General features: G+C 59.5%; 18 protein-coding genes and 1 tRNA gene. 13 read left to right on the top strand and 6 right to left on the bottom strand.

What is annotated here, in order from left to right:
* Window positions 1-102: 102 nt before the first annotated feature.
* Window positions 103-585 carry a sigma-70 family RNA polymerase sigma factor gene (locus ACIOWA_RS03220; protein ID WP_339538348.1) on the bottom strand — a complete coding sequence of 161 codons (483 nt, stop codon included), beginning with the start codon at window positions 583-585 and terminating at the stop codon, window positions 103-105.
* 323 nt (window positions 586-908) lie between these two features.
* Here ACIOWA_RS03220 and ACIOWA_RS03215 point away from each other — a divergent pair, with 323 nt between their 5' ends.
* The 3 genes from ACIOWA_RS03215 to ACIOWA_RS03205 are packed head-to-tail and all read left to right on the top strand — an operon-like array spanning window position 909 to window position 5,451.
* Window positions 909-2,078: an efflux RND transporter periplasmic adaptor subunit gene (locus tag ACIOWA_RS03215; RefSeq protein WP_401158150.1), complete on the top strand. Its 1,170-nt coding sequence runs from the start codon at window positions 909-911 to the stop codon at window positions 2,076-2,078.
* The gene (locus ACIOWA_RS03210; RefSeq protein ID WP_401158148.1) at window positions 2,079-4,052 is read left to right on the top strand and encodes a MacB family efflux pump subunit; all 1,974 of its coding nucleotides are present in this window, start codon (window positions 2,079-2,081) and stop codon (window positions 4,050-4,052) included. It begins immediately after the preceding gene.
* Between the two features lie 7 nt (window positions 4,053-4,059).
* Window positions 4,060-5,451, top strand: coding sequence for an efflux transporter outer membrane subunit (locus ACIOWA_RS03205; protein WP_401158146.1), 1,392 nt, complete (start codon window positions 4,060-4,062; stop codon window positions 5,449-5,451).
* A gap of 42 nt (window positions 5,452-5,493) precedes the next feature.
* Here the strand turns inward: ACIOWA_RS03205 and ACIOWA_RS03200 are convergent, their stop codons facing one another.
* Window positions 5,494-7,113 (bottom strand): PvdJ/PvdD/PvdP-like protein, encoded by a 1,620-nt coding sequence (locus ACIOWA_RS03200; protein WP_401158144.1) that lies wholly within the window; start codon window positions 7,111-7,113, stop codon window positions 5,494-5,496.
* A 186-nt stretch (window positions 7,114-7,299) separates the two neighbouring features.
* Here ACIOWA_RS03200 and pvdM point away from each other — a divergent pair, with 186 nt between their 5' ends.
* From pvdM to ACIOWA_RS03175, 5 genes are all read left to right on the top strand, one after another.
* Window positions 7,300-8,670: a pyoverdine-tailoring dipeptidase-like protein PvdM gene (gene pvdM / locus ACIOWA_RS03195; protein WP_401158142.1), complete on the top strand. Its 1,371-nt coding sequence runs from the start codon at window positions 7,300-7,302 to the stop codon at window positions 8,668-8,670.
* On the top strand, window positions 8,667-9,947 hold the full coding sequence (locus tag ACIOWA_RS03190) for an aminotransferase class V-fold PLP-dependent enzyme (protein WP_401158140.1): 1,281 nt from the start codon (window positions 8,667-8,669) through the stop codon (window positions 9,945-9,947). The genes pvdM and ACIOWA_RS03190 overlap by 4 nt, the downstream gene beginning before the upstream one ends.
* Window positions 9,948-9,986: 39 nt before the next feature.
* On the top strand, window positions 9,987-10,895 hold the full coding sequence (locus ACIOWA_RS03185) for a formylglycine-generating enzyme family protein (RefSeq protein WP_401158138.1): 909 nt from the start codon (window positions 9,987-9,989) through the stop codon (window positions 10,893-10,895).
* A gap of 147 nt (window positions 10,896-11,042) precedes the next feature.
* Window positions 11,043-12,692: a cyclic peptide export ABC transporter gene (locus tag ACIOWA_RS03180; protein ID WP_401158136.1), complete on the top strand. Its 1,650-nt coding sequence runs from the start codon at window positions 11,043-11,045 to the stop codon at window positions 12,690-12,692.
* Between the two features lie 117 nt (window positions 12,693-12,809).
* Entirely contained in the window at window positions 12,810-15,272 is a 2,463-nt protein-coding gene (locus tag ACIOWA_RS03175; protein ID WP_401158134.1) for a TonB-dependent siderophore receptor, read from the top strand.
* 568 nt (window positions 15,273-15,840) lie between these two features.
* Here the strand turns inward: ACIOWA_RS03175 and ACIOWA_RS03170 are convergent.
* The gene (locus ACIOWA_RS03170; protein ID WP_339433462.1) at window positions 15,841-16,506 is read right to left on the bottom strand and encodes a ribonuclease T2; all 666 of its coding nucleotides are present in this window, start codon (window positions 16,504-16,506) and stop codon (window positions 15,841-15,843) included.
* 165 nt (window positions 16,507-16,671) lie between these two features.
* On the opposite strand from ACIOWA_RS03170, the gene ACIOWA_RS03165 reads away from it, so the two are divergent.
* On the top strand, window positions 16,672-17,154 hold the full coding sequence (locus ACIOWA_RS03165; protein ID WP_339538354.1) for a hypothetical protein: 483 nt from the start codon (window positions 16,672-16,674) through the stop codon (window positions 17,152-17,154).
* Between the two features lie 76 nt (window positions 17,155-17,230).
* The gene (locus ACIOWA_RS03160) at window positions 17,231-18,022 is read left to right on the top strand and encodes a transporter substrate-binding domain-containing protein (RefSeq protein ID WP_339433464.1); all 792 of its coding nucleotides are present in this window, start codon (window positions 17,231-17,233) and stop codon (window positions 18,020-18,022) included.
* Between the two features lie 3 nt (window positions 18,023-18,025).
* Here ACIOWA_RS03160 and ACIOWA_RS03155 read toward each other — a convergent pair whose 3' ends face one another.
* Window positions 18,026-18,235: a hypothetical protein gene (locus tag ACIOWA_RS03155; RefSeq protein ID WP_221733855.1), complete on the bottom strand. Its 210-nt coding sequence runs from the start codon at window positions 18,233-18,235 to the stop codon at window positions 18,026-18,028.
* 133 nt (window positions 18,236-18,368) lie between these two features.
* On the opposite strand from ACIOWA_RS03155, the gene pseH reads away from it, so the two are divergent.
* Window positions 18,369-18,920: a UDP-4-amino-4,6-dideoxy-N-acetyl-beta-L-altrosamine N-acetyltransferase gene (gene pseH / locus ACIOWA_RS03150; protein WP_401158131.1), complete on the top strand. Its 552-nt coding sequence runs from the start codon at window positions 18,369-18,371 to the stop codon at window positions 18,918-18,920.
* A gap of 6 nt (window positions 18,921-18,926) precedes the next feature.
* Here pseH and ACIOWA_RS03145 read toward each other — a convergent pair whose 3' ends face one another.
* On the bottom strand, window positions 18,927-19,706 hold the full coding sequence (locus tag ACIOWA_RS03145) for an EAL domain-containing protein (protein WP_401158129.1): 780 nt from the start codon (window positions 19,704-19,706) through the stop codon (window positions 18,927-18,929).
* Between the two features lie 493 nt (window positions 19,707-20,199).
* Window positions 20,200-20,289: transfer RNA gene (locus ACIOWA_RS03140), tRNA-Ser, on the bottom strand.
* A 308-nt stretch (window positions 20,290-20,597) separates the two neighbouring features.
* Between ACIOWA_RS03140 and ACIOWA_RS03135 the strand changes: the two genes are divergently transcribed.
* Both ACIOWA_RS03135 and ACIOWA_RS03130 read left to right on the top strand, forming a co-directional pair.
* On the top strand, window positions 20,598-21,287 hold the full coding sequence (locus ACIOWA_RS03135) for a crotonase/enoyl-CoA hydratase family protein (RefSeq protein WP_221733898.1): 690 nt from the start codon (window positions 20,598-20,600) through the stop codon (window positions 21,285-21,287).
* 217 nt (window positions 21,288-21,504) lie between these two features.
* Window positions 21,505-22,227 carry a 1-acylglycerol-3-phosphate O-acyltransferase gene (locus ACIOWA_RS03130; protein ID WP_401158127.1) on the top strand — a complete coding sequence of 241 codons (723 nt, stop codon included), beginning with the start codon at window positions 21,505-21,507 and terminating at the stop codon, window positions 22,225-22,227.
* Window positions 22,228-22,362 lie beyond the last annotated feature (135 nt).

Here is a 22,362-nt window from a genome sequence, read left to right as displayed (position 1 = left end):
GGGGAAAGGAAAGCCTAAGTGACCTGACCGGCCTTGAGCAGGACGGCAGGTCGTCTGTTGAGTAGGAACGAGAACAGTGAAATAAAATTTAACGACGACGGCTCAATGGGCATCCCATTGTTTGATCCGCAGACGGCAATGTTTCATCGCATTGACGATGTGCTTTTCCACCAGGGCCTTGGAAATACCGAGCTGTGCGGCGATTTCCGGGTGCGACAGGCCGTCGATCTTGCGCAATAGAAAACTGTCGCGGCAGGCGGGCGACAGTTCAGCCAGCGCACGCTGGAGCATTTCCAGACGCTGGCCGTGATCGAGGGTGCCATGGGGGGAAGGCGTGAAATAGCGCTCTTCGTTGTCGAGCACTTCCAGCGGCTCGACCTGGCGCAGCGCGTTGCGTCGATGATCATCGATGACCAGATTCAACGCCGTACGATAAAGGAAGGCCCGGGGTTGCTCGATGGGTGTGTCGCTGGAACGCTCCAGCACCCGCAGATAAGCGTCATGCACCACATCCTCGGCAACCTGACGGTTGCCCAGCTTGGCGTTCAGGAAACACACCAGCTCGCGATAGTAGTTTTCCAACATGACTCCCGGCCGCAAAAGGTGCGGTTTGTGTCCTTGAGCACACTGATCGATCACCCCGCGATGAGCGGTAGCAAGATAGTGGCAACGTAAGGTGCGTAATTTATAGTAATTCTCATATAGATTTAAAGTAGCGTTTGTCTTTGCCCGATAAATAGTCCTGTTCTATAGCTGTTACTGGGTGTGTCCGCGCTTAAATTCCCCTGCACTTTCCTCGTTTACAGGACAGCTCCCCGTGTCTGTCGCGCCCTGCGACGGCGTTCAGCGCTGCCCGAATCCGTGTGCCAGCCGAACGACGGGCCGATTTCCACTGGCCGGAACCCTGCATGAAACGTCCCCGCCCCGCCCGACGCGCCCTGCTTGTAGTCCTTTGTCTGATCCCCGTTGTCGCTTACGCCGCGTGGCAGATCATGCCGCCGGGTCGGGATAGATTCGCCACCGTGCAAGTCACCCGTGACGATATCGAAAGCAGCGTCACTGCACTCGGCACCCTGCAACCACGCCGCTATGTGGATGTGGGCGCGCAGGCTTCGGGCCAGATACAGAAGATCCACGTCGAAGTCGGCGATGTGGTCAAGGAAGGCCAGTTGCTGGTGGAAATCGACCCGTCGACGCAGCGGGCCAAGCTCGATGCCGGGCGCTTCTCCGTCGAGAATCTAAAGGCGCAATTGCAGGAACAACGCGCCCAGCATGAACTGGCGCAACAGAAGTACCAGCGCCAGCAGCATCTCGCCGCCGGCGGCGCGACCCGCGAAGAAGACGTGCAGACCGCCCGCGCCGAGCTGAAAGCCACGCAGGCCCGCATCGACATGTTCCAGGCGCAGATCCGTCAGGCCGAAGCCAGCCTGCGCAGCGATCAGGCCGAACTTGGCTACACCCGCATTTATGCGCCAATGGCCGGTACCGTGGTCGCTCTCGATGCGCGCGAAGGCCAGACCCTCAATGCCCAGCAACAGACACCATTGATCCTGCGCATCGCCAAGCTCTCGCCAATGACGGTGTGGGCCGAGGTGTCCGAAGCCGACATCGGTCATGTCAAACCGGGCATGAGCGCGTACTTCACCACCCTCAGCGGCGGCCACCGGCGCTGGAGCAGCACTGTGCGGCAGATTCTGCCAGTGCCACCCAAACCGCTGGATCAGACCAGCCAGGGCGGCGGCAGCCCGGCCAGCAGCAAAAGCGGCAGCGCCCGCGTCGTGCTGTACACCGTGCTGCTCGACGTCGACAACACCGACAACGCCCTGATGGCCGAGATGACCACCCAAGTATTCTTCGTCGCCAATCAAGCCAAAGACGTCCTCACTGCACCGGTCGCGGCATTGCAAGGCCGCGACACGGCCAACCTGCAGACCGCTCAGATAGTCGCCGCCAACGGCAACATTGAATCCCGCGAGGTGCGCACTGGCATCAGCGACCGGCTCAAGGTGCAGATTCTCGATGGTTTGAGCGAAGGTGATCACTTGCTGATCGGCCCCGCTGTCGGTAGCGGAGACTGAATGCAAACGCCTCTGATTGATCTGAAGGACATCTGCAAATCCTACGGCGGCGGCGACGCGCCTGAAGTCCACGTGTTGCGCGGTATCGATCTGACGATCCAGGCCGGCGAGTTCGTGGCGATCATCGGCGCTTCCGGCTCCGGCAAATCGACGCTGATGAACATCCTCGGCTGTCTGGACAGGCCAACGTCAGGTGAGTATCGCTTCGCCGCAGAACATGTTGCCGGCCTGAACAGCGATGAGTTGGCCTGGCTGCGCCGCGAGGCCTTCGGATTCGTGTTTCAGGGCTACCATTTGATTCCGTCCGGCTCGGCTCAGGAAAACGTCGAGATGCCGGCCATCTACGCCGGCACGCCGGCCGCCGAACGCCATGCCCGCGCCGCCGCCCTGCTTGATCGTCTCGGCCTCGCTTCACACCTGGGCAACCGCCCCCATCAACTCTCCGGCGGCCAGCAGCAGCGGGTCTCGATCGCCCGCGCCTTGATGAACGGCGGCCACATCATTCTCGCCGACGAACCCACCGGGGCCCTCGACAGCCACAGCGGCAAAGAGGTCATGGCGCTGCTCGACGAGTTGGCGAGCCTGGGTCATGTGGTGATCCTCATCACTCACGATCGCGAAGTGGCAGCGCGGGCCAAACGCATCATCGAAATCCGCGACGGTCTGATCATCAGCGACAGCGCCCGAGACAATCCCGAGGCACAGACCACGGCCAACCCCGGCGCCTTGCAGGCGGTGGATTTGCGCAAGCGTCTGGCCGAGGGTGCCGAGGCCACCGGCGCCTGGAAAGGTGAGCTGGTGGACGCCTTGCACGCGGCATGGCGGGTGATGTGGATCAACCGCTTCCGCACCGCCCTGACCCTGCTCGGGATCATCATTGGCGTGGCGTCAGTGGTGGTAATGCTGGCGGTAGGCGAAGGCAGCAAGCGCCAGGTCATGGCGCAAATGGGCGCATTCGGCTCTAACATCATTTATCTGAGCGGCTCCGCGCCCAATCCGCGCACGCCGCCGGGAATCGTCACCCTCGACGACGTCCATGCACTGGCGAGCCTGCCGCAAGTGCAGCGAATCATGCCCGTCAATGGCGCCGAGGCCGGCGTACGTTACGGCAACGTCGACCATATGAGCTATGTCGGCGGTAACGACACAAACTTCCCGGCAATCTTCAACTGGCCCGTGGTGCAAGGCAGTTATTTCACCGACGCCGACGAAGCGAGCGCAGCGGCCGTTGCAGTGATCGGCCACAAGGTCCGCAGTAAATTGCTCAAGGGTGTGAGCAACCCCATCGGCCAATACATCCTGATCGAGAACGTGCCCTTCCAGGTGGTCGGCGTGCTGGCGGAAAAAGGTGCCAGCTCCGGCGACTCCGACAGCGACGACCGCATCGCCGTGCCCTATTCGGCGGCCAGCGTGCGCCTGTTCGGCACCCGCGATCCCGAATACGTGGCCATCGCTGCCACCGACGCCCGCCGGGTCAAGGAAGCCGAACAGGCCATCGAACAACTGATGCTGCGCCTGCACAACGGCAAGAAAGATTTCGAACTGACCAACAACGCCGCGATGATCCAGGCCGAGGCGCGTACGCAGAACACACTGTCACTGATGCTCGGTTCGATTGCCGCGATCTCGCTGCTGGTGGGCGGTATCGGCGTGATGAACATCATGCTCATGACTGTGCGCGAACGCACTCGCGAGATCGGTATCCGCATGGCCACCGGCGCCAGGCAGCGTGACATCCTGCGCCAGTTCCTCACCGAGGCGGTGATGCTCTCGGTGGTCGGCGGCATCGCCGGCATCGCCTTGGCGCTGATCGTCGGCGGCGTGCTGGTGCTCAGCGAAGTCGCCGTGGCGTTTTCCTTGACCGCGGTGCTTGGCGCCTTCGCTTGCGCCCTGATCACCGGTGTTGTCTTCGGCTTCATGCCGGCCCGCAAAGCTGCCCGGCTCGACCCGGTCACAGCCCTTACCAGTGAATGATCGATCTATGAAACCACGCCTCAGTTTGTTGACCGTGTGCCTGATCCTCTGCGCCTGCGCCAATCCCGTCCAGCGCCCGGACAGCGGCCTGCTGCCACCGGCGACGTGGCAATCGCCACAAGCCGCCAGCGCCGCCCGCAACAATGCACAGTGGTGGACGCAGTTCGGCAGCCCGGAACTCGACAGCCTGATCGAACAGGCACGCGCCGGCAGCTTCGACCTCGCGGCGGCCGTTGCCCGGGTGCGTCAGGCGCAGGCCGACACGGTGATCGCCGGCGGCTCATTGCTGCCAGAAGTCAAAGCCGGGCTCAACGCCAATCGGCAAAAACTGCTGCGCGGTAACGGCTATAGCCAACTGGACGCCAACAGCAGCAACAAGGCCGTGGATTACTTCGATACAAATCTGAGTGCCACTTACGAAATCGACTTCTGGGGCGGCAAACGCGCGTCCCGCGACAGTGCGCAATTCACCCTGCAGGCCAGTGAATTCGATCGTGCGACCGTGGAGCTGACACTGCTCAGCGGCGTTGCCAATACCTATGCAAAAACCCTGTCGCTGCGCGAGCAAAGCCGCATCGCCGAGCTGAATCTGGCCAACGCGCAAAGCGTGCTGAAACGGGTGCAGACGCGCTTTGACTCAGGCTCGGCCACCGCGCTGGAACTGGCGCAGCAGAAGAGCCAGGTCGCCGCGCAACAATGGCAACTGCCGCGCGTGCAACAGGAGGCCCAGGAAGCACTGATCAGCCTGGCCGCCCTGCTCGGCCAACCGGCGCAGCAACTGTCGCCGAAAGAATCCTTCGATCACCTGCACTGGCCGGACATTGCTGCTGGGGTTCCCAGCGAGCTGCTCAGCCGTCGTCCGGACATCGCTCGCGCCGAAGCGCAACTGGCTGGCGCCGAGGCCGACGTCAAAGTCGCCCGCGCGGCCATGCTGCCGGCGCTGACCCTGACGGCTCAGCTCGGCTCAGGCGCCAACCAGTTCGACGACCTGTTCCGCAGCCCGTTCTATAACCTCACCGCCGGATTGGTCGCACCCGTTTTCAATAACGGCCGTCTCGGCGCTGAACGCGACAAGGCCACGGCACGCCAGCAAGAACTGCTGGAGAACTATCGTGGCGCGATCATCAATGGCTTCGCTGATGTGGAGAAAGCCCTCAACAGCATTCGGCGCCTTGATGAGCAGCGGTTGTGGCAGAACGAAGAATTAAGCCAGGCGCAGACCGCCTTCAACATCGCCCAAAGCCGCTATCAGGCCGGCGCCGAAGACTTGCTGACGGTACTGGAAACCCAGCGCACGTTGTATGCGGCGCAGGATCAGAACGTACAACTGCGGCTGTCGCGGGTGCAGGCGAGCATTGCGTTATACAAGGCACTTGGGGGTGGGTGGCAGGCGCTGTAATTTCGCTGCCTGCCTGCTCGCGAAATAACCATGACGCAGCCCTCAAGCCGGGCTGGTTTTAGGCTTCAGATTGCGCGCATACCATGGTCGTTGCGGCACGCGACGGAACAGGCCGGCGAGCTTGTCCTCGTCGGTGATGAAGGTGATGCGCAGCGCCAGTTTCATGGTTTCCGGGTCCATTTCGACGGTTTTTCCCCTCTGCAATCCCGGCGTGGTGCTGCAACCATGGGTGATCGGCCCCAGCCACGGATCATCGACCTCGACCCAGCGCCCCGGTGCGAACCAATGCACGCCGTTGACTTGCAGGCGCGTGACTTCACCCGGATGGAAACGCTCGTGAGCGCGGAACCAGTCTTCGATCCGGTCATCGATCCAGCCATGAAAATGCCAAAACACCGGATTGACGTGGGACGAGAACGGATCGCCAAGAAAGTCGTTTTCGGCGTTGTACCAGCGTGCGGCGAAGTCCGCAGGATCGCGGGCAAACGGCACCGGTTGACCATTGGACGGATCGCGCGGCACCGAAGCCCAACGCATGTGCAGCCAGTCATGCAGGCCCAACTCGACTTCCGAGCCAAACTGCCCCAGCGTGAGTTTTGCCAGATACGCCGGATCACGGTACTGCGACTCCCAGACCTGGAAATTGCTTTCGTAAGTTTCGGCGGTCTTGATGTCGCTAACCCATTGACTGAACTCGTCATCGCCTGTGGCCGTCCACGTCGGTGGCAAAGCCGTGCCGTCATGATTATCGAAGTAACGGGCAAAACCGATGCGGTCGCGGATCAACTCCGGCTGCGGCAGCGGGAAGTATTCCCAGGAGGGCAGATCCTGCATCGATCGCGCCGTCCCGAGCATGTGCCGGTGCATGAAGAAAAAGTCCACGCCCGAACCGTTGCGATCCTTGCGCGGGCCACGGGCATCACGCTCCTTGTCACGCGGGCCGGGTTGCCAGCCAATGCCGCGCAACGCCTCGCGCTTGTCTTCGGGAAGCTTGTGCCACTTGTCCCGGGTTGCATGCCACAACTGGTGGAACAGGCGATGTTCAGGAGAGATCAGCCAGGCCAGCAACGTCGCGTTCAACGGTGTGCGCTCGCGCGATTCGGGAAACAGGCGCTTGACCGCCACGAAGCGGTTGTCCTGCGCTGGCAGGCTCAACGCCCGATCAAGTCGCAGCGCTTTGCCGCTGAGGGTGCCACTGCCGGCATTGCCGAAGTCGGCCCAGACTTCATCGAGGATCATTTCCAGCTCATAGCTGATCTGGCCATCAGCGCCGATCAGCCGCCAACTCAACTTCGCGGCATCGGCCCCGGCGAGATCGCCAAGAATTCGGTAACAAGGCCTGTCGCCAGAGCGCAAGCGTTCGGGCGTATCGAGAAAGCCGCACACGCCTCGGCCCTTCTGGCCAATGTCCAGAAACACTTGCAGCCCCTTCAGCGGCAAGCCTTCAAGACCTGCGTCGCGCCCTTCGAAACGGATGTCCCAAACCCCGCGCAACGCATTCGCCAAGCGTTGCCCGGCCCTGTCGGCGACGTCGAATGATGCTTCGCCAGGCGTGATCGTCGGGTCCGGCTTCGTCCATTCACGATGCCCAAAATAAGCCGCCGGCACGGCAGCGCCCGTCAGCGCCAGGCCCGCCATGAACCATCGTCGAGAAATCTTCATTGCCCTACCTGTGTCAGCCATGAAGCAGGCTTTATCCAAGCTAGAACGTTTGTTGCTGCGGCAAATTTAAGGCGCCGCTTTTGCCAGAGGTTCACGCGCCTAAATTTCCCTGCCGACTACTCGTTCTTCCCAGATAGCAAAGGCCCCCGCGCCTGCACCTCGATGGCGAACCTGACTGAGATGGCAATGACAAAACCACGTTCGAAAAAGGCTCTATTGATCGGCCTGCCACTGGCCCTGGCAATCAGCGCCGGCGCAGGCTTTGCCGTTTGGCAACACGGGTTCAAGGACGACCTCGGCTACCCGGTCAAAGTCATGAAACAGGCCGATGAGCTGCACGAACGCATACTCTCCTTCGACAGCCATGTCAGCCTGACGCAAAATTTCGGCACCGACGGCCACGAAGCCGACAAGGACGGTGACGGCCAGTTCGATCTGGCCAAGGCCAACCGTGGACGTCTGTCGGGCGCTGCGCTGACCATCTTCGGCTGGCCGGAAATGTGGAACGGTCCGAATGCGCCTCACAAACCGACGCCCGGCTTCGTCGAAGAGGCGCGCAACCAGCAGGAGATCCGCTTCAAGATCATTTCCGGCATGGTCCGTGACTATCCCAATCAGGTCGCCATCGCCTACACCCCGGACGATTTCCGGCGCCTGCACGGCGAAGGCAAGTTCGTGATTTTCATCAGCATGCTCAACGCCTATCCACTGGGCCACGACCTGAGCCTGCTGGACATGTGGACGGCACGCGGCATGCGCATGTTCGGCTTCAGCTACATCGGCAACAACGACTGGGCCGATTCGTCGCGTCCGCTGCCGTTCCTCAATGACTCGCCGGACGCCCTCGATGGCCTCTCGGATCTGGGCAGGCAAGCGGTCAAGCGCCTGAACGATCTGGGTGTGATCATCGACGTATCGCAGATGTCGACCAAGGCCCTTGAGCAAGTCGCGCAACTGAGCCGCACGCCACTGGTGGCTTCGCATTCGGCGCCGCGAGCGATGGTCGACATTGCGCGCAACCTCAGCGACAAGGAAATGCAGTTGATCAAGAACAGCGGCGGCGTCGTCCAGATCGTCGCGTTCTCGCAGTACCTGCGTCCGCTGACTCTGGAAACCCAGAACAAACTCAACGAAATGCGCAAGGCGTTCGACCTGCCGCCATTGCCGAATCTAGCCATGGCGCTGATGCCCGGCGATCCGATCATTGCCGCGTGGTCCGAGCAGAAGTTCGGCCAGTACGCCGGCCGCCTCTACGGGATCCTCGAACAAGAGCCGAAAGCCAGCCTCAAGGATCTGGGGGACGCCATTGATTACGCGGTGCGCAAGATTGGCATCGATCACGTCGGCATCAGCTCCGACTTCAATGAAGGCGGCGGCGTCAAAGGTTTCGAGAACGTGGCAGAGATCCGCAACGTCACCGCCGAGCTGATCTCGCGCGGTTATTCCGAAGCCGACATCGCCAAGCTCTGGGGAGGCAATTTCCTGCGAGTCTGGGATCAGGTCGAAAAAGCCGCGAAACCTTCGCTGGCCACGGCGCAGGAAACCGCCAAGCCATGAGCAATCGTCGTGACTTTCTGAAGCAGGCGGGGATTCTCGCGGCGGCGCTGCCACTGGGGGCGAGCCTGCCGAGTGTCGCCAGCGCCTCAGCAGCCGCGCCGCTGCCACGCAACAAGTGGGCGCAGTTGCAGCAACTGTTCGATCAGGATCCGGATTACCTGCACTTCTCCAATTTTTTGGTCACCTCGCACCCCAAACCCGTGCGCGACGCCATCGAAATGCACCGCTCCGCCCTCGACAAGAACCCTGGCCTGGCGATGGACTGGGATCTGGGTGTGATCGAACAGCGCGAAGAAAACGTGCGGATCTGGGCGGGTCTTTACCTGCAAGTCAACGCGAAGCAGATCGCGCTGACCGGCAGCACCACCGAAGGCTTGGCGACGATTTACGGCGGCGTACATGTGCGCGCCGATCAGGAAATCCTCACCACCGTCCACGAGCATTACGCGACTCACACCATCCTCGCTTTGCGCACCGAACGCGACGGCACGCGGGTGCGCAAAATCCCTCTGTTCAAAGATGTGCACCGCACCAGCAAAGCTGAAATCCTGGCCGCCATCGACAGCGCCATTCGCCCCGAAACCCGCGTGCTGGGGATGTGCTGGGTGCATTCGGGCAGCGGCCTGAAACTGCCGATCGGCGAGATCGGCGCCCTCGTCGACAAACACAACCGTGGGCGCAGTGACGCTAACCGAATCATTTATGTGGTGGATGGCGTTCACGGATTTGGCGTGGACGACCTGAGTTTCAAGCAGATGAACTGCGATTTTTTTATCGCCGGCACCCACAAATGGATGTTCGGCCCGCGCGGCACCGGCCTCATTTGCAGCCGCTTCGAAGAGGTCAGGTACATCACACCGATCATTCCAACGTTCTCCGAAGCGACAACGTTTTCCACCACCATGACCCCCGGTGGCTATCACGCGTTCGAACACCGTTGGGCGCTGGACGAAGCGTTCAAGTTGCACCTGCAATTGGGCAAGGCAGAGGTCGAGGCGCGCATTCACGCGCTTAACAGCTACCTGAAAAAACGCCTGCAACAACGCCCGTCAATTGAACTCGTCACGCCATTGAGCCCTGAGCTGTCCGCCGGCTTCACGTTCTTCCGGGTCAAGGACGAGGACAACGACAAGATCGCTGCGCACCTGATGAGCAATCGTGTGGTGGCCGATGCCGTCAACCGCGATGTCGGCCCGGTCATCCGCACCGCTCCGGGGCTGCTCAACGACGAAGCCCAGATCGACCGACTGCTGGCCGTGCTCGACCAAGCCCTTTGATCCCGCGCGATCCCTTTTTCCTTTTAGCGAGACCCCGCAATGAACAGTGAACTGCGTCGTTTTTCCTTGAAGGCCGTGCCGGCGCTGATGCTCACCGCCCTCGCCATCAGCCTGCTGCCAGGCGCCGCCCACGCCGCCACGCCACCTGCGCCGGGCAAGGTGTTCAAGGACTGCAAGGACTGCCCGGAAATGGTCGTACTGCCCACCGGCACGTTCACCATGGGCACTCCGGATGACGAAGTCGGCCGCGAACCTGACGAAGGCCCGATGCACCCGGTGACGTTTGCCAACCCGCTGGCGATCAGCCGCTTTCAGATTTTGAAGGGCCAGTGGAACGCCTACCTCACCGACACCGGTTACAACATGCCCGACGGTGACACCCGCCCCGGTCGCGCCTGCAAGGCTGGCGTTCCCGACTATCAGGGCAGCGACCCAAAAAAGCAGTACACCGACAAGCATCCGGCGGTGTGCATGGACTTCCCTGAAGTCGAGGCGTACGTGGCGTGGCTGTCGAAGAAAACCGGCAAGCCATATCGACTGGTCAGCGAATCCCTGCGTGAATACGCCGCCCGCTCCGGCAGCAGCGGCCCCTTCCCCTTCCCGTTCGATGAAGGCAAGGAATACAGCATCGCCAAACACGCCAACACCTACGGCGCCGCCGATGGCTACAACTTCACTGCGCCGGCCGGCAGCTTCCCGGCCAACGCCTTCGGCGTCTACGACATGCACGGCAACATCTATGAATGGACAGCCGATTGCTACAACGAAAACTACGTCGGTGCGCCCAGCGATGGCAGTGCCTGGTCGAGCGGCAAATGCGAAGTGCGCCGCATACGCGGCAACGACTGGGGTGAGGCGCCAGTGTTCTCGCGCTCCGGCAATCGCAACGCGACCTACACCGACACGCGCGGCGACTGGATCGGCTTTCGCGTCGCCCGCGATCTGTAGCGCTATCGCCCGGCTAAATTAGCCGTCCTGCCAGTCGTTTTACAGGTGGGCGCCAACCGACACGGCGCGCCACCGCCCTCTAAGTCATCCAGACGAAGCCCGCGAGTCAATGCCGGCCTTCGCCGCTCTCTCAAGCAGGGAACCTCCATGAGCAAACCAACACGCGGGGTGATCAATGAATTGTTCGCCCTGCTCAAACCCTTTCGGCTGATCGTCACCGGCGCGATCCTGCTCGGCATGGTCGGTGGTCTGAGCGTCACCGCGTTACTGGCAACCATCAACAGCGTGCTGCACAGCGAAGGCGACCTGAGCAACACCATGGTCGCGGTCTTCGCCGGCCTGTGTCTGCTAGCCCTGACCACCTCGATTTTTTCCGACATTGGCACCAACTATGTCGGCCAACACATCATCGCCAAGCTGCGCAAGGAACTGGGCGAGAAAGTCCTCTCGGCGCCGATCGAGCAGATCGAGCGCTACCGCAGCCATCGCCTGATTCCGGTGTTGACCCACGACGTCGATACCATCAGCGACTTCGCGTTCGCATTCGCCCCGCTGGCGATTTCGATGACCGTGACCCTCGGGTGCATGGGTTATCTGGCGATGCTGTCGTGGCCGATGTTTTTGCTGACGGTGGTCGCCATTCTGATCGGCACGGTCGTTCAGTACATTGCTCGCGGGCGTGGCATGCAGGGTTTCATGAAGGCCCGCGACTACGAAGACGAATTGCAGAAGCACTACCACGCGCTCGCCGAGGGCGCCAAGGAACTGCGCATCCACCGTCCGCGCCGGCACCGCATGTTTGTCTCGGGCATTGAAGGCACGGCGGACAAGATCTGCGACATTCAGGTGCGATCGGTGAACATATTCGTGATCGCCAAGACGCTCGGTTCGATGCTGTTCTTCGTCGTGATCGGTCTTGCGCTGGGCCTGCAATCGCTGTGGCCGAGCGCCGACAAAGCGGTCATGAGCGGCTTTGTACTGGTGCTGCTGTATATGAAAGGCCCGCTCGAACACATCATTGCCGCGCTGCCGATTGTCAGTCGCGCGCAGATCGCGTTCCGCCGTATCGCCGAGTTGTCCGAGCAGTTTTCCTCACCCGAACCGCACCTGCTGCTCAACGATCAAGGCCATGAAAAGACAACGGTGCAGAGCCTGGAGCTGACCGACGTCTCGTACAGTTTTCCGACCGTACAAGGCGCGATCCCATTCCGTCTCGGGCCGGTGAACCTGAAGATCGAACAGGGTGACATCCTCTTCATCGTGGGCGAGAACGGCTGCGGCAAAACCACCCTGATCAAACTGCTGCTGGGCCTGTACGCGCCGCAGCAAGGTGAAATCCGCCTCAACGAGCAGATCATCGACGCCACCACCCGTGACGATTACCGTCAACTGTTCACCACGATTTTCGCCGACTACTACCTGTTCGACGACGTGGTGCAGGGCGACACGCACATTCCGCAAGATGCCAACAAATATCTGGAGCGTCTGGAAATCGCTCACAAGGTCAGCGTGCGCGACGGTTCGTTCACGACCACCGACCTCTCGACCGGCCAACGCAAGCGTCTGGCCCTGATCAACGCGTGGCTGGAAGAACGGCCGGTACTGGTGTTCGACGAGTGGGCCGCCGACCAGGACCCGACCTTCCGCCGCATCTTCTATACCGAACTGCTGCCTGACCTCAAGCGTCTGGGCAAAACCATCATCGTCATTTCCCACGACGATCGTTACTTCGATGTCGCCGATCAACTGGTGCGCATGAACGCCGGCAAAGTGGTCACCGAGCTTCAACCCGCCTGATTGTGAAAAATTTGTAAAAAAAGTGCGTTGAGTCTTTCCGGTTTTCGGAAGGCTCAACGTCTTACTTACAGTTAATAGAAATAGTTCTCAGTCAACACTTTGAAGAGTAGAAGAACAATGCCCGCACCGCACGGACTCCACCCGCTCGCCAAGGCTCTGCTGATCCGCCGCTCCTTAGGTTCCACGTTGCCAGCGCTGTGCGCCATGGCTCTGACCCTGCCATTGGCAGGCCAGGCCCAGGCCGCCGCCGTGGCGATCAATATTCCTGCTCAGTCGCTGGGGAGCGCTTTGCAGGAATTCGGCCGCCAGACCAACCTCCAGGTGCTGTACAGCCCGGATGAAGTGAGTGGCCTGCGCAGCACCGCCGTCAACGGCAACCTGGAACCAACGGCCGCGATCGCCCAGTTGCTCAATGGCACCGACATCGCCTACAGCGTGCAGGGCAACAACGTCGCATTGCGCGCCCGCAACGCCAACGGCGCCAGCCTGGATCTGGCACCGACCAACATTTCCGCCTCCGCGGAATCAGCCTGGGGTCCGGTTGCCGGGATCGTCGCCAAGCGCAGCGCCTCGGGTTCGAAAACCGATACGGCGATCAAGGAAATTCCGCAGACCATCAACGTCGTGACTCAAGACGAAATCAAGATGCGCGGTTCGAAGTCGGTGACCGAAGCCCTGCTCTACACACCAGGCATGACCGGCGGCGGTTTTGCAGACCGGGTGAAGATTTTCGACGAGCCAACCTCCCGTGGCTTTTCCCCTACCCCGCTGTACCTCGATGGCCTGCACATGCCTTATGGCGGCGGCAGCACCGGCGGTTCGCTGCAGATCGACCCGTACACCCTGGAGCGCGTCGAAGTGCTCAAGGGCCCTGCGTCGGTGCTTTACGGCCAGAACCAGCCTGGCGGTATCGTCAACATGGTCAGCAAGCGTCCGACCGCCACTGCGCTGCACGAAGTGAAGATCGGTGGCGGCAGCTATGACCGTAAATACGGTGCCTTCGACTTCGGCGGCCCGATTGACGATCAGGGCGAGTTCCTCTATCGCCTGACCGGCGTGTTCAACGACAGCAACTCGGCCATCGACTATGCCAGCCAGAACCGCATGTTGCTGGCGCCAAGCCTGACCTGGCTACCGAACGACCGCACCACCATCACTGTCTTCGGCCAGTACCAGAAAGACCACGACGTACCGGAAGCCCAGGGTTTACCTGCGTTCGGCACGGTCAAGAGCACCTCGAACGGGCGTATCAGCCGCAGCCGGTTCATTGGCGAGCCGGACGTGAACAAGTACCACCGCGAGCAGTTCGTCCTCGGTTACGAAATCGCCCACGAACTCAACGACGTCTGGACCCTGAAACAGAACGCTCGTTACGCCGACGTCAACGACCAGTACGTGGCGCCGCTGCACGGTTATTCGTTCCCGACCAACCCGGTCACCGGCCTTAACGACAATAGCTACCAGAACCGTTACGCGGTGGACTGGTCGCAGCACAACAAGGTTTACGGCATCGATAACATCGCCCAGGCCAAGTTCAAGACTGCCGATATCGACCACACCGTGCTGTTGGGCGTGGACTACTACCACTTCAACTCGCAGTTCCTTGGCCTCTATGACCGCACCGCGCCGGGTATCGACCTGTACAACCCGGTATATGGCAGCCAGATCAATTTCCGCCAGCCTTACAAATGGGACAACACCATCACGCAGACCGGCCTGTACGCTCAGGATCAACTGCGCTGGAACCAGTGGTTCCTGACACTCGGCGGTCGTTATGACTTCGCTGAAACGGATAACAAGCAACCACTGACTCGCGGCCACACCAACCAGAAGGACGAGAAGTTCACCGGTCGTGCCGGCCTTGGTTATGAGTTTGAGAACGGCATCACGCCATACGTGAGCTACGCCGAATCGTTCCTGCCGCAAACCGGTACCGACATGAGCGGCGGCGCATACGAACCCACCACCGGCAAGCAGTACGAAGTCGGTATCAAGTACGAGCCGACGTCCATCGATGGCTTCATCCAGGTTTCGGCCTACCAGATCGACCAGGACAACATGCTCACCTCGGACCTCAACAATCCGGGTTTCAGCACTCAGAGCGGGACCGTGCGCTCGCGTGGTGTCGAGTTGGAAGGCAAGGTCAATGTCACCCGCAACCTGCGCGTAATGGCTGCGGTGTCACGTAACCAGACCAAGTGGGAGAAAGACAACGACGGTCGTGAAGGTCGCACCCTGGCGATGCGTCCACCACTGACCGCGTCCGCTTGGGTCAACTACGACTTCGACAACTCCACTGCCCTGGCCGGTTTCGGTATGGGTCTGGGTGCACGCTACGTGCGCAGCAGCTACGGTTCGGACTACGAGTCGAACTCGTTCCAGATCCCGTCCTACACCGTGTATGACGCCATGGTCTCCTATGACCTGGAAAAATCGCCGCTGCACATCAAAGGCGTGAAGCTGCAAGCCAACCTGCAGAACCTCACCGACGAGAAGTACGTTGCCGCGTGCAACAGCACCCTCGACTGCTACTACGGCGAAGGCCGTACCATGACCGCCGACGTGACCTACAACTGGTAATACGTTCAGCACTCACTAAAGCGCCGACATCTGTCGGCGTTTTTCTTGCTTGATTGAGCGAGGCGGCCGTTGGGCCGACCATGCTCTTGTAGCCTTTGTGAATATCCGTTTTTTGGGTGTTGCGGCTGGCGGTTCCGCTCTTACAGCGGGTCACTTTTTCCGGACGTACTTCATCTCGCCAAGACTCAGTGTTCCCTCGCTACGGTGGGCTCCAAGTCAAAGGCCAACGCAGATCAAAAGATCGCACCCTTCGGCAGCCTCTACAGGGAATGGGGGCACCCGCCAGAGACTGGTCGGCTGGCAGGCCACCATCGCCAACAGGCTGGCGCCTACAGTTTTAATTTGCGTACACACAACGAGCGTTAGCTCGCGTACAGCGCTTGACCTCAAAGGCCCGTCGGCAGGCTTCGTTCCGGGATTGATCCGGGGGTCGGAGCGCAGCGGCCGTTCGACGAAGTCGAACACATCGAGAGCAGGTGCAGCGAAGGGCTGCCCCCTAAGAAGCCATTACCTTCAAGCAAAAAAGGCGCCCATTCAGGCGCCGTTCCTTGAACAATTGCCGATCACATCACCGCGACGGCGGAACCCGAATATCCCCTGCCCGGCACTGAGTTTTCACACCCTTGCCACAGGCGCCAGGCTGCAGGTCTTTACCCATGCACACGCGTACCTCCGACAATTCCGGGCCGCTGCAAATCACCGCGATGCCATCCGCCGCAATCCCCGGGTTAGCCTTGCGGAACAAGTCGGAAATCTCCTGCGCCTCAAAGTAATAGGACGTACTGAACGGTTGCAGCTCTTGCGGGATTTTCACCGCGCCCACCGCTTTATCCGCCGCATCCAGATAGCCCATCGCGCCGAGACCACTGCACGTGCCATGTTTCGACCATTCGTGATCAAGCAATTTGCGGGTCGGGAACAGCGTCATGCCCTTGCTGCTCTGCTCTGCCGACAGCGTAGCCATCGGCGGGCAGAATTCTGGCCAGCCGCCCTTGGCGTATTGCGGCCACAGACCATGCAGCACGAAACCGTAACCTTTGCCGGAACACTGCACGTCGTCCTTGTGTGTAAGGCAAAACGTCGGCGACCAGGACAACGACAGCAGGTAGTAATCAAACACCCCCGCCACTGATTCCGCCTGCACCTTGCTGGCCTGGGATTGGCGCGCCGAACTCAGGCCGATACTACCGGCCGTCAGCGCAATCACCGCCAAAATTGTAAACAGCTTTTTCATACACCCGCTCCTTGGGACGCTTGCGTCCGTGGTTTTCGATCCTGCCCCGACTGGGTCCGCCATGATTTCGACACGCTTGTGTTGCAAGCGCATGACGCAAGGCAACGCTGTACTCCGTTGAAAGGTCTACGATTAATAAGCAGACATCAAACACAGGGATCCGAAATGAGTAAAGCAGACGAACTCGCCGCGAAGCTCAAGCAAACCCGGCACACCCCCGCGGACGACATTACCTGCGCGGAACTGGAGATCGATTGCTGGCCGGCGCAGGTCTATGACCTGTACCACCGCATCGAGGCGTGGTTGCAGCCAGTGACCGAAGTCGGCCTGAAGATTCGACGCAACCCTACCCACGTTTGCGAAAGTTCGCCCGACGGTCAAACCCATGATTACGCCATCGACCAACTGATGATCGAGGCCAACCACCACAGCCTCACGTTTGATCCCATCGCACGCTTTACCGAGGATGGTTGCGGTCGTGTGCAGATTACCCTGCCAGGCAAAGACACTTCCCTGCTGCGCACCGTCGATGAGCACCACGAAAGCCATTGGTGGTTGCAGTCGATGGAAACCGGGCAGCAACTGGATGCGATTGCACTGACGGAAAACAACCTGTTGCAGGTGGTGCAGGAGGGATTAGGCTTGTAAGTGCATCGTACCGATAGGGATCAGCGCCAAGAACGTGGTTAACTTCTCGCTCCGATCCCTTGGAAGCTCGACAGCCATGAGAACAACCACAATCCTGCTCGGTACCCTGCTGGCCCTGCCCCTGACCTTCAGCGCTCAGGCTTCAGAACAATCGTCACATCTGGACACCCTCCAGCAACAAGGCCAACTGCGCGTCTGCACCACCGGCGACTACAAGCCCTACACTTTCAAGCGCGACGACGGCGAATTCGAAGGCATCGACATCAGCATGGCGCGCTCGCTGGCCGAAAGCCTCGGCGTCAAAGTCCAATGGGTGCAGACCACTTGGAAAACCCTGATGCCCGACATGCAGGCCGGTAAGTGCGACATCGGCATGGGCGGGATTTCGGTGACCCTGGAACGGCAGAAAAAGGCCTATTTCAGCAACACCCTTGACGTCGACGGCAAGATCCCGCTGGTGCGTTGCGCCGATCAAGCCAAGTACCAGACCCTCGAACAGATCAACCAGCCCAACGTAAGACTGGTCGAGCCTGCCGGCGGCACCAACGAAGCCTTCGTTCATGCCTTCCTGCCCAAGGCACAACTGGCCCTGCACGACAACGTGACGATCTTTGAGCAACTGCTCGACAACAAGGCCGACGTAATGATCACCGACGCCTCGGAAGCGCGTTATCAGCAGAAGCTCAAACCCGGCTTGTGTGCGGTCAACCCGCACCAATTCATGCAGTACGGGGAAAAAGCCTACCTGCTGCCGCGCGATGACATCAGCTGGAAACTGTACGTCGATCAGTGGCTGCATCTGAGCAAGGTCACTGGCCAATATCAGAAAGTGCTGAGTGAATGGATTGCCGTAACACCTGAGCAGTAATCCTCAGTCGTCATGCAACAGGCCGGAGCTGTATTGGTTGAAGCTGTTAGCCATATTGCTCCCGCCAAACTTCAAGGTGTTGGCATTACGCCCCTGCGGCGACTGACAGTCGCTGGAGAAACAACTTGTCGTGGTCAACCCTCCCGCCCCCGAACACGCACTCAACACCGACACAGCCGCAATCAACAACACTTTGACGACGTTCAGACTCATGGCACGATTCCCCTCGGGATGGAAAGCAACGATCTTGTGTCAGCATCCTAGGCCCGCGCCGTACCCGGCAACATGAAACTTTCGTGATCGACAGCGCCAGTTCAGAATCACAGCGCCAGACAAGGACATCTGCATGCAATTTCTTCCCTTGACCGAAGCCAGCCCCGACCTCCAGGCCCACGTCCGCCACCTGCGCAATCAGCAAGACGTGCGCAAGTACATGTACACCTCCCACGAAATCACCGAACAGGAACATGCCAACTGGCTGGCCTCCTTGCAGGCCAACCCACGGCAGCAGGTTTTTGTAGTGATCAAGGATCAACAAGCGGCCGGGGTTGTTTCGTTGAATGCGATCAATGCAATGCACAAAACCGCCGATTGGTCGTTTTATCTGGATGTCAGATTGCAGGGTAAAGGACTGGGCAGTGTTGTTGAGTTCTGGATGCTGGATTACGCCTTTGACGTCGCGGGGCTGGAAAAGCTGAATTGCGAAGTGCTGGCGATGAATTCGGCGGTGGTCAAAATGCACCAGAAGTTCGGGTTCGAAGTGGAAGGCGTGCGGCGACAGAACGTGGTGAAAGATGGAGTGCGGGTTGACGTCGTGCTATTGGGGATTACCAAGGCTGAGTGGCTACACAAACGCTCGGCGCTGGCCCCCGTTATCGAGCGGATCAGTGCGAGCTGAAGACGCTCAGCGCTTGAGCCACGCCCCCTTTGGAATCTGCGCCAGTGACTTGAAAGCAGGTTTGGCGAACCAGAAACCCTGCATCAGATAAATGCCGCAATCAGCGAGAAAGTCTCTTTCCTGCGCCTCTTCTATGCCCTCGGCGATCACCTCGACGCCCAACTCTCTACACATGTTCACAACGTTACGCACGATGGTCTGGCGAACTCGGTCAAGGTGGATATCCCGGATCAACGCCATATCCAGCTTGATCAAGTCCGGCTGAAAGTCCGCCAATAAGTTAAGACCGGAATAGCCTGCGCCAAAGTCGTCGATCGCCGTCTTGAAACCAAACTCACGGTACTCACGCAAGATGTTCGTCAGATGGCTGTTCTTTTCAACGTGCTCGCCCTCAACCGCCTCGAAGATCAAGCGATCCAGCGGGAACCCGTGAGCGCGCGCCGCTTCAAGCGTGCTGCGAATGCACAATTCCGGACGGTAAACGGCATTCGGCAAAAAGTTGATCGACAGGTACTCGGTCATACCTAACTGAGCCGCCGTGGAAATAGCCCGAACACGACACAGTTGATCGAATCGATAACGATTTTGATCGTCTACCTGCTCCAGAACTGACAACGCCCCCTCACCATTCACGCCGCGAACCAAGGCTTCATGGGCAAAGGTTGTTTGATCGCGCAGATCCACAATGGGCTGAAACGCAAAGGCGAAATCCAGATCCGGCGCGTCTTGGTTTTTGCAGCCCTGGCAGCCTCCGGGTGAGGCGGATGTTTTTGGAAAGTCGGTCATGACGCCCCCTGATAATGGGTTGCAACCGTCCGTGGTGATAAATAAAGAAACAGCGCTTGAGCCGGGTTATCTGCCAACCCAAGCATCACTTTAGCCCAACGGCGCCTGAATATTTGCACGCACGCTGACGTCGCGGCCGAGGACGCATCGGTGCGTGTTACTTGCATTGTGTAACGGTTGGCTCTACAAACCGGCAGACTGACACTCCCCACACATGTCCACGGGATTCCGGCACGCGGCAGGTCACAAAAAGCCCCCCAGACCGGGGCCTGGTGTGGGGGCCGATTAAACACAGGACGGATTTATGAGTAACGTGACGCCACTTTTATATGTCCGGTGAACATTGATCACGACCAAGCTCCTCAATATAGCTTGGTAGTCCGGCTTTACCCGCTCAGTCCCATATCAGTCCCATATCGCCATTTTCCAGACGCCAAAAACCACAAACCCCCGACTTTCTCTAGGAAAATCAGGGGTTTGTGTTTACTGAATGTGGCGGTGAAGGAGAGATTCGAACTCTCGATACAGTTTCCTGTATACACACTTTCCAGGCGTGCTCCTTAAGCCACTCGGACACTTCACCGTATCTCTTCAAACATGTTCTGTCTGTCGAGGCGCGCTAATGTAGTCGAAAGCTTTTCCGATGGCAAACTTTTTTTCAGAATTTTCATGCGGTTAAGAGAAGAAGTCGTTTCCACGCTCCGACAGGCCATGGCAAACCGGCCAATCTTCGGTGGGCGCGGCCTTTCTATATAGAAGGCGAAGCGTCAGCCATGTGGCGCGCTACGCTGGGCAAGCCGGGAAACGGTGACTGGCGGGTCAGTCACGGCGCTTTACCTGGCTTGCGTCGGTGAGTAACGTCTGCCCATCTTTCTTACAAGGAATAGCGTCATGAGTGAGTTGATTTCCTACCACCTCGAAGACGGTATCGCGACCCTGACCTTGAGCAACGGCAAGGTCAATGCCATTTCCCCGGACGTGATTGCGGCGTTCAATGCGGCGCTGGATCAGGCTGTGACTGATCGTGCCATCGTGATCATTACCGGTCAGCCGGGCATTCTGTCGGGTGGTTATGACCTGAAGGTGATGACCGCTGGCCCTAAAGAAGCCGTGTCGCTGGTGACCGCAGGTTCGACGTTGGCTCGCCGTCTGCTCTCTCACCCGTTCCCGGTGATCGTCGCTTGCCCGGGTCATGCCGTGGCCAAGGGTGCCTTCATTCTGTTGTCCGCCGACTACCGCATCGGCGTCGATGGCCCATTCAGCATTGGTCTGAACGAAGTGCAGATCGGCATGACCATGCACCACGCCGGTATCGAACTGGCGCGTGATCGACTGCGTCGTTCGGCATTCCACCGTTCGGTGATCAACGGTGAGATGTTTGATCCGAAAAGCGCTGTGGATGCCGGTTTCCTCGACAAGGTGGTTTGCGCCGAGGAGTTGCAAGGTGCCGCACTCGCTGCCGCGCGTCAGTTGAAGAAGATCAACATGACTGCGCACAAAAACACCAAGCTGAAGGTGCGTAAGGCTCTGCTGGAAACCCTGGATAACGCCATCATCCAGGATCAGGAGCATCTGGGTTAATCACCCGGTTCCAGCATTGAAGAAAAGCCCGGCCGTCGTGTCGGGCTTTTTCCTGCAAGCTCCGTTGAAAGCGCCACGGCTGCTCTAGGACGCGTCTGACAAACAAATCCGAAACATGCGCTTAAACATCGCCTATCTCCTGCCTCTATAGCGGCAATTGCCGAAAACAGTGCACACCCGTACACTGCGCCACCTTTTGTGCCGGTGGGGCCTTAAAATGCTGTTCGTGTTTCGTATGTTATTGATGAGCCTGCACTTTATTTTAGCCGGCGTGCTGGGGGTGATCCTCGGGTTGTGCCGCCCATTCAATCCGGACAACAGCCGTATATGCGCCCGCCTCTACGCCTTGCCGGCGATGTGCATTTTGCGTCTGCGAGTGAAGTCCGACGTCAGCGGCTTGATGAGCAAGCCTGACAGTTGCGTGATCATCGCCAATCATCAATCCAACTATGATTTGTTCGTGTTCGGCAATGTCGTGCCGCGCCGCACCGTCTGCATCGGCAAGAAGAGCCTGAAGTGGGTGCCGCTGTTCGGGCAATTGTTCTGGCTGGCCGGCAACGTTTTGATTGACCGTGGCAATGCGCACAAAGCGCGCCAGTCAATGCTCACCACCACGCATACCTTGCAGAACGAAGACACGTCGATCTGGGTGTTCCCGGAGGGCACGCGTAACCTCGGTGAAGAACTGTTGCCGTTCAAGAAAGGCGCGTTCCAGATGGCGATTGCCGCGGGCGTACCGATCGTTCCAGTGTGTGTCAGCAGCTACATCAGGCACATGCGTTTGAATCGCTGGCGCAGCGGGAAAGTTCTCATACGCTCGTTGCCGGCAATTCCTACCGCTGGACTGACCATGGACGACATGCCCATGCTCATCAGCCAGTGCCGCGAGCAAATGCGCGAATGCATCGAATCGATGGATCGGCAACTGCAAGCCGCCTGACCAAATAAACCCGCCCCGTGCGGGTTTTCTTTTATGCGGTGAACTGTGCTGATTTCACTGACTCTCAAGCAGCGACACGGCTAAGCTGAAGCCGTGCAATCCCTGTCATCTGCCAAGAAGAAGTGAACCACCACC

This window comes from Pseudomonas sp. NPDC087614 (assembly GCF_044743485.1).
Taxonomy (GTDB): Bacteria; Pseudomonadota; Gammaproteobacteria; order Pseudomonadales; family Pseudomonadaceae; genus Aquipseudomonas; species Aquipseudomonas baetica_A.
The sequence above is the reverse complement of the archived record's forward strand: the minus strand, read 5'-3'. Positions and strand labels throughout refer to the sequence as shown.

Excerpts from the sequence above, each read along its gene's own strand:
- ACIOWA_RS03220 (WP_339538348.1), bottom strand. The coding sequence starts at position 585 with ATGTTGGAAAACTACTATCGCGAGCTGGTGTGTTTCCTGAACGCCAAG.
- ACIOWA_RS03215 (WP_401158150.1), top strand. The coding sequence starts at position 909 with ATGAAACGTCCCCGCCCCGCCCGACGCGCCCTGCTTGTAGTCCTTTGT.
- ACIOWA_RS03210 (WP_401158148.1), top strand. The coding sequence starts at position 2,079 with ATGCAAACGCCTCTGATTGATCTGAAGGACATCTGCAAATCCTACGGC.
- ACIOWA_RS03205 (WP_401158146.1), top strand. The coding sequence starts at position 4,060 with ATGAAACCACGCCTCAGTTTGTTGACCGTGTGCCTGATCCTCTGCGCC.
- ACIOWA_RS03200 (WP_401158144.1), bottom strand. The coding sequence starts at position 7,113 with ATGAAGATTTCTCGACGATGGTTCATGGCGGGCCTGGCGCTGACGGGC.
- pvdM (WP_401158142.1), top strand. The coding sequence starts at position 7,300 with ATGACAAAACCACGTTCGAAAAAGGCTCTATTGATCGGCCTGCCACTG.
- ACIOWA_RS03190 (WP_401158140.1), top strand. The coding sequence starts at position 8,667 with ATGAGCAATCGTCGTGACTTTCTGAAGCAGGCGGGGATTCTCGCGGCG.
- ACIOWA_RS03185 (WP_401158138.1), top strand. The coding sequence starts at position 9,987 with ATGAACAGTGAACTGCGTCGTTTTTCCTTGAAGGCCGTGCCGGCGCTG.
- ACIOWA_RS03180 (WP_401158136.1), top strand. The coding sequence starts at position 11,043 with ATGAGCAAACCAACACGCGGGGTGATCAATGAATTGTTCGCCCTGCTC.
- ACIOWA_RS03175 (WP_401158134.1), top strand. The coding sequence starts at position 12,810 with ATGCCCGCACCGCACGGACTCCACCCGCTCGCCAAGGCTCTGCTGATC.
- ACIOWA_RS03170 (WP_339433462.1), bottom strand. The coding sequence starts at position 16,506 with ATGAAAAAGCTGTTTACAATTTTGGCGGTGATTGCGCTGACGGCCGGT.
- ACIOWA_RS03165 (WP_339538354.1), top strand. The coding sequence starts at position 16,672 with ATGAGTAAAGCAGACGAACTCGCCGCGAAGCTCAAGCAAACCCGGCAC.
- ACIOWA_RS03160 (WP_339433464.1), top strand. The coding sequence starts at position 17,231 with ATGAGAACAACCACAATCCTGCTCGGTACCCTGCTGGCCCTGCCCCTG.
- ACIOWA_RS03155 (WP_221733855.1), bottom strand. The coding sequence starts at position 18,235 with ATGAGTCTGAACGTCGTCAAAGTGTTGTTGATTGCGGCTGTGTCGGTG.
- pseH (WP_401158131.1), top strand. The coding sequence starts at position 18,369 with ATGCAATTTCTTCCCTTGACCGAAGCCAGCCCCGACCTCCAGGCCCAC.
- ACIOWA_RS03145 (WP_401158129.1), bottom strand. The coding sequence starts at position 19,706 with ATGACCGACTTTCCAAAAACATCCGCCTCACCCGGAGGCTGCCAGGGC.
- ACIOWA_RS03135 (WP_221733898.1), top strand. The coding sequence starts at position 20,598 with ATGAGTGAGTTGATTTCCTACCACCTCGAAGACGGTATCGCGACCCTG.
- ACIOWA_RS03130 (WP_401158127.1), top strand. The coding sequence starts at position 21,505 with ATGCTGTTCGTGTTTCGTATGTTATTGATGAGCCTGCACTTTATTTTA.